We start from the raw sequence: 10,496 nt of genomic DNA, 5'->3' as shown, positions 1-10,496 counted from the left end.
AATTTTTCTTTAGCCATTTGAAATTTCCTCCTATTTTTCTTTGTATTTTATAATTTTTGTTGTGACTCAACTAAGAGTCACAACATTATTAAACTTTTTTCAAGTTGAAGTTTTAAAAAAGATAAATTATTATCTTCCTCTCTCTTCTTGGATAGCTTTTTGAACTGACGCAGGAACTTGTGCATACTCTTCAAATTCCATAGAGTAAGTTGCTCTTCCTTGAGATTTAGATCTTAAGTCAGTTGCATATCCGAACATTTCTGATAAAGGTACTTTAGCGTTGATTATCTTCGCCCCGTTTCTATCAGTCATTCCTCCGATCATTCCTCTTCTTGAGTTGATATCTCCTATGATATCTCCCATGTACTCTTCTGGAGTAGTTACTTCTACTTTGAAGATTGGCTCAAGGATGATTGGTTTTGCTTTTTGAGCAGCTTGCTTAAGTGCCATAGATCCAGCGATTTTGAACGCCATCTCTGACGAGTCAACCTCATGGTATGATCCATCATAAAGTGTAACTTTTAAGTCAACCATAGGGTATCCAGCTACAACTCCACCTTCAAGAGCTTCTCTACATCCTTTTTCAACAGCAGGAATATATTCTCTAGGAATTGCTCCTCCTGTTATTTTGTTAACAAATTCGAACTCTTTACCAGGGTTTGGCTCAAGAGTAATCTTAACGTGTCCGAATTGTCCTTTTCCTCCAGATTGCTTAGCATACTTAACTTCTTGATCTTGTTTAAGAGTTATAGTTTCTCTGTAAGCAACTTGTGGTTTACCAACTGTTGACTCAACCTTGAATTCTCTTTTCATTCTATCAACGATGATCTCTAAGTGTAATTCTCCCATTCCTGAGATGATTACTTGTCCAGTTTCCTCATCAGTTTTAACTCTGAATGTAGGATCCTCTTCAGCAAGCTTTGATAAAGCTAGACCCATTTTCTCTTGGTCAACTTTTGTCTTAGGCTCAACTGCAACTGAGATTACTGGCTCAGGGAACTCCATTTTCTCTAGAACGATTGGAGCATCTTCAGCACATAGAGTATCTCCAGTAGTTGTATCTTTTAATCCAACTGCTGCTGCGATATCTCCACAGTAAACAACTTCGATTTCCTCTCTTTTGTTTGCGTGCATTTGAAGAATTCTTCCCATTCTCTCTTTTTTACCTTTTGTTGAGTTTAAAACGTAAGATCCTTTTGTTAGAACTCCTGAGTAAACTCTGAAGAATGTTAATCTTCCAACAAATGGGTCAGTCATAACTTTAAATGCTAAAGCAGCAAATGGAGAGTTATCTGAAATCTCTCTAGTTATTTCTAACTCTTCGTTCTTAACGTCTGTTCCTTTGATTATTCCTTTATCTGTTGGAGCTGGCATGTACGCGATGATAGCATCTAGTAAAGCTTGAACTCCTTTGTTTTTGAATGCAGTTCCACAAGTAACTGGTACTATTGTGTTTGCTAATGTTGCAGCTCTTAAAGCAACGTTGATTTCAGCTTCAGAGATTTCTTCTCCTCCGAAGAATTTCTCCATTAACTCATCAGAAGTTTCTACTACTGATTCGATCATGAAGTTTCTAGCTTCTTCAGCAGCATCTGCTAATTCAGCTCTGATATCTTTAACTTCAAAATTCTGTCCATTGTCAGAATCTTTTGGCCATACAATCTCTTTCATTGCTAATAAGTCGATAACTCCTTCGAAGTCATCCTCAGCACCGATTGGTAATTGAATAGGTACTGGATTAGATCCTAATTTTTCTCTAATATCGTTAACACACATTTCGAAGTTAGCTCCGATTCTGTCCATTTTATTAAAGAAAGCTATTCTAGGTACACCATATTTGTCAGCTTGTCTCCAAACTGTTTCAGACTGTGGTTGTACTCCGTCAACTGCTGAGAATACAGCAACTGCACCGTCAAGTACTCTTAGAGATCTTTCAACCTCAACTGTAAAGTCCACGTGTCCTGGTGTGTCTATTATATTTACTCTGTGATTTTTCCAGAAACATGTTGTAGCAGCAGAAGTAATTGTGATACCTCTCTCTTGCTCTTGCTCCATCCAGTCCATTGTAGCGGCACCTTCGTGAACCTCTCCAATTTTATGAGCTACTCCAGTATAGAATAAGATTCTCTCTGTTGTAGTAGTCTTTCCTGCGTCGATGTGAGCCATGATACCAATGTTTCTAGTCATTTCTAAAGAAACGCTTCTAGCCATTTTGTTATCCTCCTAAATTTTAAATTACGACTGAAATTAGAACTTGTAGTGTGCGAAAGCTCTGTTAGCTTCTGCCATTTTGTAAGTATCTTCTTTCTTCTTAATAGTAGCTCCCTCATTGTTTGCTGCTGCTATTAACTCTGCTGCTAACTTTTCGATCATTCCATACTCTTTTCTTTGTCTTGTATAAGTAGTTAACCATCTGATAGCAAGAGTTTGTTGTCTCTCAGGTCTTACTTCTACTGGAACTTGATAAGTAGCTCCTCCGATTCTTCTTGATCTTACTTCGATCTGTGGCTTAATGTTATCTAATGCTTGCTTAAATACATCGTACCCCTCTTGACCAGTTTTTTCTTTTATTAAATCCATTGCAGAATAGAATATTCCTTCAATGATTGACTTTTTTCCATCTAACATGAAAGAGTTGATAACTTTAGTTACAACTTTATCAGAATATCTTGAATCAGGTAATACATCTCTTTTTACTGCTGCTCTTCTTCTTGACATTTACTGTCCACCTCCTTAATAAATTATTACGCTTTCTTAGCTCCGTATTTAGATCTTGATTGTTTTCTCTTAGCAACTCCAGCTGTATCTAAAGCTCCTCTGATAACTTTATATCTAACTCCTGGTAAATCTTTTGTTCTTCCTCCTCTTACTAGAACGATTGAGTGCTCCTGTAAGTTGTGTCCCTCTCCTGGGATGTATGAAGTTACTTCGATTCCGTTAGTTAATTTTACTCTGGCAACCTTTCTTAAAGCTGAGTTTGGTTTCTTAGGTGTAGTAGTATAAACTCTTACACACACTCCTCTTCTTTGTGGGTTTCCTTGTAATGCTGGTGATTTTTTACTCTCTTCTAGAGTTTGTCTTCCTTTTTTTACTAATTGACTTAAAGTAGGCATTTTACCCTCCTTCCTCTGAATTTTTTTATTTATTATTTTTAAATAATATTTAACTTTAGTATTATAATCGCTTTATTGCAAAAAGTCAAAGATAATTTTACCACAATTTTATTTTTTTACAACTATTTTTTTAATTCTTCTAGCTCTAGAGCTGTTTCATCCCAGCTTTCCATAGCATCTAGAATTCTTTCATCTCTTAAATCTATCTCTTTTTGGATGTCCATTAATTCATCCAAATTGTTATTTTTTCCAGCAATTTCATATTTCTTTTCTAAATCACTTTTTTCACTTTCTAATCTTTCAATTTCTTCTTCTAGTTTTTTATATTTTTTTTCTAAGGTTGTTATTCTATTTCTATTTCTTTTTTGTTCCTCATAATTTAAGCCTGCTGTCTCATCTTTTGGTTTCACATTATCCTTTTGTGAAATATACATTTCGTAATCCCCTTTGAATAAAGTTGCTCCATCTTTAGTAACCTCATATATATTATTAACAACACTTTCTAAAAAATATCTATCATGAGATACAACAATAATTGTCCCATCATAATCTTCCAAAGCTTCTTCTAATATTTCCCTAGAATAAATATCTAAGTGATTTGTTGGTTCATCTAATATTAAAAAATTAGGTTTCGATAAAATTAGTTTCATAAAAGCTACTCTAGCTTTTTCTCCTCCAGATAAAGATTTTATTTTTTTATCTACATCGTCTGCTGAAAAAAGAAATCCACCAGCTATAGTTCTTGCCTCTTCATCACTCATTGGAAAAGTATACAATAACTCTTCTAGTATCGTATTCTCCATTTTTAATCCTTGATGATTTTGATCATAATAACCTATTTTTACTCTTTCTCCTAATTCTACATCTCCACTTTTAGCTTTTTCTAGACCATTAACTATTCTTAAAATAGTTGATTTTCCAACTCCATTTTTTCCAATTATTCCAATTCTATTTCCTCTAAAAACTGTTAAATTCAAGTTATTAAAAAGTTTTTTTTCTCCATAACTCATACTTAAATTTTTTAATTCTAAAACTTTATCCACACTTGGAGTTTCAACTTCAAATTTAAGTTTAATTTTTCTTACTCCTATAATTGGATTATCACTTTTTTCCATTCTATCTAAAAGTTTTTGTCTCCCTCTAGCTTGTTTTGATTTCTGTCCAGCTTTATAACGTCTTACAAACTCCTCCATTTTTCTAATTTTATCCTGCTCTTTTTCAAAAGATTTTACTGCTCCTGATAAATAAGCCTCTTTTTGAATAACATATTCAGAAAAATTACCTTTATAAGCTTTTAATGTTTTTCCTTCTATTTCAAAAACTCTATTAACAATATTATCTAAAAAATATCTATCATGTGATATAACTACAAAAGCTTTTGGATAATCTTTTAAAAATTTTTCTAGCCATTCAATTGCCACTAAATCTAAATGGTTAGTTGGTTCGTCTAATATTAATAACTCTGGTTCCTCTAACAAAATTTTTCCTAGAGCTACTCTCGACTGTTGCCCTCCTGAAAGATCTTTTATTTGCACTTTCCACATCTCTTCTGGAATACTTAAACCTATTAATATTTGTTTTACTTTATATTCAATTGCATATCCTTCTTCTTGCTCATATCTACTACTTAAAACAGCTAACTCTTCCATATGTTTATCAAAATTTTCTAAATCATTCGCAACCAAATTATTTAACTCTTTTATTCTTTCATAGTCCGATTTTAAATTAGAAAACACACCTATTAGCTCATCAAAAATTGTATTTTCTTTGTTTAGATTTATACTTTGAGAAAGATATCCTATTTTTAATCCACCTTTTTTAGAAATTGTTCCTCTTTCATTTGTTTCTGGATTAGGATCTCCCTCTTCTAATTCCATCATCATTTTTATTAACGTTGATTTTCCTGCTCCATTAACACCTATTATTCCAATTCTATCCTTTTCATCTATTGAAAATGTAATATCTTTTAGTAAAGACTCTCCTGAAAAGCCTTTATATAAACTATTTACACTTAGTAAAGCCATCATCATTCTCCTTTTTATGTATTTATCCCTTTAATTATACCATAACTTTAAAAAAAGAGTGGATTTATCTTTCCACTCCTTTATTATAATATTCTAGACTCAAAATTGTTAAACTAATTAAAACTATTAAAAGCCCCATTGGATAAAAATAGTTATATGTAAAGCTTAACTGAATGCATACAGCTATTAAAATTGGTCCTAATAATGCTGTTATTGAAAATCCTAATGAATAATCCTGTAAAACTGGTGTTTCTAATTTAGGATCACATATTCTTAATAATAGTAAACCTGTTATAAATACTCCTGTTGATGTTCCAAACATTGCTAAAGTTCTTTCTAAATGATAATCTTTAAAATATTTTTTAGAAAGTTGATCTATCACTATCCAAGTAATTGTAAATCCAACTAAACTAGTAACTACAATTGGAAATATATAACTTATAACTCCTCTTAAAGGAATTGTTGCTACTGCTGCAACTATTGCAAATTCTGTTAGTGTTCCTGTTATTTTCCCCTTTACTTTAGAGTCTACACTCCACTCTAACTTTAGTTTAATCATTGTTTTCCATACAAAAAACATAACTATCATACCAAATGACCAAATCGTTAATTTTGATAATAATGGAATTTGAAATTTTTTAAATATATTTAATGTTATTATAGCTAAACCAGAAACAGAAAAAATAATAGCTAAGTGATAAGCTAAGGTATCAACCGTTGTTGTTAACATAGTTTCTTTTCCTAAGATTGCTTGTTTCTCTCTATTTTTTATATATCCATTTTTATACTCTGATAACACTTCATTTTTTAAAGTATTCCCAAATTTTCTTCTTATTTGAAATATACCAAAAATAATTCCTGTAACTAATCCAATTGTTGCTAGTGTTACCGTTACCCCTTGAGCTAATTCCCAATAGTTACTTTCTAGTTCCTTTAAAGTCCTAGCAACTACTCCAGCGGTTCCATGCCCACCCGCAAATGCAGAGTTTAACTCAGCTCCAAAACTTTTGTATAATTTAATGTTAAATACTTTATCAAAAATAAAGTTAATGAAATATCCTATAAATAGTTGTATAAATGTTACTAAAAATAATATTCCACCTGTATTTATCGTGTTTTGAAAGACTTTATTTTTTCTTCCTAACTCCATTCCTAAAGGAATCGATACTAAAATAGGTATAATCAAAACTCCTGGTATAGCTCTCATATCATTAATCCAGTTTTTAGGTATTACCTCATAATACTTTCCAAAAAAATCTGGCCCTATAATTAATCCAATTATTCCACCTATTACAGAAGCTGGTATAAATAGTTCCTGAAATATCCTTACCTTACTTTTTATAATTATTCCTAATATTAATAAGATACTTAGATATGCAGTTATATTTAAGAAATCATTCATTTATAAATTCTCCTGATTTTCCTCCAGTTTTTTTACATAACTTTATATCGCTAATTAACATTGTTTTGTCCATAGCTTTACACATATCATAAATTGTTAAAAGTGCTGTAGATACACCTGTTAAGGCTTCCATCTCTACTCCTGTTTTTCCAAAAGTTTTAACAATCACTCTAGCTTGGATAGTTAAATCCTCATCTAAAAAATCAAATTCAACTTCTACCCCTGTTAAGAATAATGGATGACACATAGGAATTAAATCACTAGTTTTTTTGGCTGCCATAATACCCGCAACTCTAGCCACTCCCAGAACATCTCCTTTTTCAATAGTACCTTCTTTTACTTTATTGTAAGTTTCCAAATTCATAGTAATTTTTCCACTTGTTATAGCAACTCTTTTAGTTTCTTTTTTTTCTGTTACATCTACCATTACTGCTTTTCCATCTTCATTAAAATGTGTTAACATCTTTTGTAAGCCTCCTATGAATCAACTCTCCATTATTTTTAACTTTTAATATCTCTGCCATAATCTCTATAGCAATTTCATATGGACTTCCATCAGATATTTTTAATCCTATTGGAGAGTATAGTTTTTCTTCAGGTATAACTATTTCACTTTCTAATATCTCTTTTTTTATCTCTATAACTTTTTTTCTACTTCCAATCATTCCAATATATCTACTTTGTTTCTTCAAAACACTTCTTAATGCCTTCTCGTCTGTTGCATGTCCTTTAGTAACAATTACATAATAAGAATTTTCATTCTCAGCTAGTTCTTCTATAAGTTGATTATAATCTCCTATTTTTATATCTGTCGTATAACTTTTATACTCTTCTCTGTCATCAAAAATAACTCTCTCAAAGTCAGAACCATCTAATATTTCATATAACTTCTGCCCTATGTGTCCTGCTCCTATAATAACAATACGATTTTTAGGATTTATAACTTTTATGTATCCTTCAACACTACCACCGCAACTCATACCTAACTCAGCCTCTTTTGTTAAATCATAGTTGAAATTTTGATTTTCATTTTCTTCTAAACATTTTCTAGCTTGATTAATAACTCTATGCTCTACCAATCCACCACCAATAGTTCCTATAAAATTTTCTTCCCATACACCCATTAAAGTTCCTTCTTTTCTAGGTGTTGACCCACTAGATTTAGTTAATGTAACTAGAGCTACTTTTTTTCCTGATTTAACAATTTCAAAAATTTTCTCCAAAATATTTAAATCCATCCTTCTCCCCTTTCTCTACAATTTCACTAAAAATAGCTTCAACAACAGAACCACCTAAAGCTCTAGCTTTATCAGATATTGTAAAGCAATTATTATATTGGTTTAATCTTGGATCTATATCAGCAATCTTTAAACCTTTTTTTACCTCATAATCATCTCTAATTATTCCTCTTAATAAGCCATCTATGCTAGCACTAACCACTTCATTATTAATAGTTCCTATTGTTTCATCTTTTTTTACAATATCACCAATTTTTTTTAAAGATTTAAACTTTCCAGACACTTTAGCATAAATAACCCTCTCAGTTGTAAATCCACCTATATCTCCTGGATTTCCTGTATTTTTTTCAGCTTCACCAACTTTTATAATTCTTCCTAAATTATGACCTCTCATTGTTTCTATAACAATTCCTACATCTTTTCCTGCTATAAATCCAGGTCCTAATCCTATTGTTATTGGTGCCATCATTATTGTTGTTCCTAAATTTTTTTTCGCTATAATCGCATCTACTACAATATTAGGTTTTAATTTTTCTATCCATTTCCCATATGAATCTATTGCTATAGGTATCTCTTTATTTAACCAACACTTTTTAATTTCTTCAAGTGTTTCGATTTTTCTAGCTTTTACACCTTCAACAACCTGTTCTCCATTTAAATTATATATACATTCTGAAAAAGATACTGTTCGGCGAATAGAACTAGGCTTATCTATTTCTAAAACCAGTATTTTAAAGCCACACTTATACAAACGATGAATAACTCCTGTTGCTAAATCTCCTGCACCCCTAATTATAGCTAACATAATCACTCCTTATTTTTCAAGAAATTTATTTTTATACTCCCAATATGAACTTTCCAATCTTTTTGCTATTTCACCAAAAATTTTACAAGTATTTTCAATAAAATATTCATCTACTGTAATTCTTTTTCCTGTTCTTAAATTAAATATTTTAACTATCTCTTTTTCTATTGATTCAGGTATCTCTGTCATATAATCATGTAGATAATCGTTTCTAATTTTTCTAACAATTCCAATAAAATTTCTCTCATTTTCATCTAAAGAAAATTTACTTTTCATTGCTTCTTCTAAAAATAAAATATAACTATTTAAATAAGACATATTTTTATTTTGAATCTCCTCTAAATCTAAGTGCTTATCATATGCAATATCTTTAGTTATATTTTTCAATAAAACTTCAAATATCATAAAAATATTTAACAGATTACTCATATGATGTATCTCTTTAAAAGCATTATTATTTATAAAATAACACTTACTATATTTAGAAAATTCTTTTTCATTATCTCTTGTAGAGGTTAAAGATTCTCTAGAAACTTTCTGATACTCTTTTAAAAAAATACTATTTATACTATACATTCTATATATTGTAGTCATTCTTATTTCAAACTCTTCAAAAAACTTTGCACTTTCATCATTTACTACAAAATAGGGATTAGGCTCGCATGGAATTGTCTCTATTTGTATGCAAATATTCTTTAAATAATCTCCACTTTTCTCTTCTTTATGCTCACAGCTTTTACATCCACAATTTTCGCTATTACACTGTATTTTTTTTTCATTATTTTCTTCTATTTTTACAACTTCTTGATCCTTTTTTTTTGCAAAAATTCTTTTAAAAAATTCCATGATTCACCTCTGTTTTCTAAAGACTTCTATACCAATTCCAAGCTGTTTCAATTATCTTTTCAACATCTGTATATTCAGGTTTCCATCCTAATATATCTCTTGCTTTTTCACTAGCTGCTACTACTGATGCTGGATCCCCTTCTCTTTTTTCAACTACCTCTGATTTTATATCAACATTTGTAACCTTTTTAGCTGCATTTAGCATTTCTAAAACTGAAAATCCATTCCCATTTCCTAAGTTATAAATTCCACTGATATTTTTATCTAATGCTGGTAAAGCAGCAATATGTGCTCTCACTAAGTCAACTACATGAATATAATCTCTTATACCAGTTCCATCTTTTGTTGGATAATCATCACCATAAATACTTAGTTTTTCTCTTTCCCCTTTTGCTGCTTGTAAAATTATTGGAATTAAAGCTGTTACACCATCACCTTTTTGTCCTATATGATATTTTTCATGAGCTCCTCCAACGTTAAAATATCTAAATATAGAATAATTTATCTCGTAAGCTTTTGCTGCATCTATTATAACTCTTTCAGCCATTAATTTACTAGCTCCATATGGATTTATTGGAGCAGTTGGATAATCTTCATACACTAAACCATCACATTTAACTTCGCCATAAACTGCAGCAGTTGATGAAAAAATTATATTTTTTATATTATATTTTTTCATAACTTCAACTACATTCATAACTCCATAGGTATTATTGAGATAATATTTATTTGGTTCAAAAACACTTTCACCAACTTTTATATAACCTGCAAAATTCATTACAGCATCTATTTCATTTTCTTTAAAAATATTTTCAAAAGAATTTATATCTCTTATATCTCCTTGATAAAATTTTGCTCTCTTATCAACTAATTCTATATATCCGTTCTCTAAATTGTCTAAAACAATAACATTATACCCTGAATCTAATAATTCTACCACTGCATGACTTCCTATATAACCCGCGCCACCAGTAACTAATATATTTTTCATATAACACCTCTCTACAATTTAATTTTATCTATTAAATTATAGCACAATTTTACAAAAAATAAAAAAAGATTGGCAAC

10 protein-coding genes are annotated in these 10,496 nt (G+C 30.6%); all 10 read right to left on the bottom strand.

What is annotated here, in order from left to right:
* Positions 1-129: 129 nt before the first annotated feature.
* Positions 130-2,211 carry an elongation factor G gene (gene fusA, locus HMPREF0202_RS12575; protein ID WP_023051097.1) on the bottom strand — a complete coding sequence of 694 codons (2,082 nt, stop codon included), beginning with the start codon at positions 2,209-2,211 and terminating at the stop codon, positions 130-132.
* Between the two features lie 36 nt (positions 2,212-2,247).
* The gene (rpsG, locus tag HMPREF0202_RS12570; protein WP_023051096.1) at positions 2,248-2,718 is read right to left on the bottom strand and encodes a 30S ribosomal protein S7; all 471 of its coding nucleotides are present in this window, start codon (positions 2,716-2,718) and stop codon (positions 2,248-2,250) included.
* A gap of 26 nt (positions 2,719-2,744) precedes the next feature.
* Positions 2,745-3,113: a 30S ribosomal protein S12 gene (rpsL, locus tag HMPREF0202_RS12565; protein ID WP_023051095.1), complete on the bottom strand. Its 369-nt coding sequence runs from the start codon at positions 3,111-3,113 to the stop codon at positions 2,745-2,747.
* A 122-nt stretch (positions 3,114-3,235) separates the two neighbouring features.
* Positions 3,236-5,137 carry an ABC-F family ATP-binding cassette domain-containing protein gene (locus HMPREF0202_RS12560; RefSeq protein WP_040407501.1) on the bottom strand — a complete coding sequence of 634 codons (1,902 nt, stop codon included), beginning with the start codon at positions 5,135-5,137 and terminating at the stop codon, positions 3,236-3,238.
* Between the two features lie 64 nt (positions 5,138-5,201).
* Complete coding sequence (locus tag HMPREF0202_RS12555; protein WP_023051093.1) at positions 5,202-6,539, bottom strand: sodium/glutamate symporter family protein; 1,338 nt, start codon at positions 6,537-6,539, stop codon at positions 5,202-5,204.
* Positions 6,532-7,002: a cyclic pyranopterin monophosphate synthase MoaC gene (gene moaC / locus HMPREF0202_RS12550; protein ID WP_023051092.1), complete on the bottom strand. Its 471-nt coding sequence runs from the start codon at positions 7,000-7,002 to the stop codon at positions 6,532-6,534. The genes HMPREF0202_RS12555 and moaC overlap by 8 nt, the downstream gene beginning before the upstream one ends.
* A complete protein-coding gene (locus tag HMPREF0202_RS12545; RefSeq protein WP_023051091.1) occupies positions 6,986-7,777 on the bottom strand; it encodes an XdhC family protein in 792 nt (263 codons plus the stop codon). The genes moaC and HMPREF0202_RS12545 overlap by 17 nt, the downstream gene beginning before the upstream one ends.
* Positions 7,746-8,582, bottom strand: a complete 837-nt coding sequence (yqeB, locus tag HMPREF0202_RS12540; RefSeq protein ID WP_023051090.1) for a selenium-dependent molybdenum cofactor biosynthesis protein YqeB — start codon at positions 8,580-8,582, stop codon at positions 7,746-7,748. Before yqeB ends, HMPREF0202_RS12545 begins: the two co-directional genes overlap by 32 nt.
* 9 nt (positions 8,583-8,591) lie before the next feature.
* Complete coding sequence (locus HMPREF0202_RS12535) at positions 8,592-9,428, bottom strand: hypothetical protein (RefSeq protein WP_023051089.1); 837 nt, start codon at positions 9,426-9,428, stop codon at positions 8,592-8,594.
* A gap of 16 nt (positions 9,429-9,444) precedes the next feature.
* On the bottom strand, positions 9,445-10,419 hold the full coding sequence (gene galE / locus HMPREF0202_RS12530) for a UDP-glucose 4-epimerase GalE (protein ID WP_023051088.1): 975 nt from the start codon (positions 10,417-10,419) through the stop codon (positions 9,445-9,447).
* Between the last annotated feature and the right edge of the window lie 77 nt (positions 10,420-10,496).

The sequence above is a fragment of the Cetobacterium somerae ATCC BAA-474 genome, assembly GCF_000479045.1.
Lineage (GTDB): Bacteria > Fusobacteriota > Fusobacteriia > Fusobacteriales > Fusobacteriaceae > Cetobacterium_A > Cetobacterium_A somerae.
The sequence above is the reverse complement of the archived record's forward strand: the minus strand, read 5'-3'. Positions and strand labels throughout refer to the sequence as shown.

Bases quoted from the DNA above. Each gene is read 5' to 3' on its own strand.
- fusA (WP_023051097.1), bottom strand. From the start codon at position 2,211: ATGGCTAGAAGCGTTTCTTTAGAAATGACTAGAAACATTGGTATCATG.
- rpsG (WP_023051096.1), bottom strand. From the start codon at position 2,718: ATGTCAAGAAGAAGAGCAGCAGTAAAAAGAGATGTATTACCTGATTCA.
- rpsL (WP_023051095.1), bottom strand. From the start codon at position 3,113: ATGCCTACTTTAAGTCAATTAGTAAAAAAAGGAAGACAAACTCTAGAA.
- HMPREF0202_RS12560 (WP_040407501.1), bottom strand. From the start codon at position 5,137: ATGGCTTTACTAAGTGTAAATAGTTTATATAAAGGCTTTTCAGGAGAG.
- HMPREF0202_RS12555 (WP_023051093.1), bottom strand. From the start codon at position 6,539: ATGAATGATTTCTTAAATATAACTGCATATCTAAGTATCTTATTAATA.
- moaC (WP_023051092.1), bottom strand. From the start codon at position 7,002: ATGTTAACACATTTTAATGAAGATGGAAAAGCAGTAATGGTAGATGTA.
- HMPREF0202_RS12545 (WP_023051091.1), bottom strand. From the start codon at position 7,777: ATGGATTTAAATATTTTGGAGAAAATTTTTGAAATTGTTAAATCAGGA.
- yqeB (WP_023051090.1), bottom strand. From the start codon at position 8,582: ATGTTAGCTATAATTAGGGGTGCAGGAGATTTAGCAACAGGAGTTATT.
- HMPREF0202_RS12535 (WP_023051089.1), bottom strand. From the start codon at position 9,428: ATGGAATTTTTTAAAAGAATTTTTGCAAAAAAAAAGGATCAAGAAGTT.
- galE (WP_023051088.1), bottom strand. From the start codon at position 10,419: ATGAAAAATATATTAGTTACTGGTGGCGCGGGTTATATAGGAAGTCAT.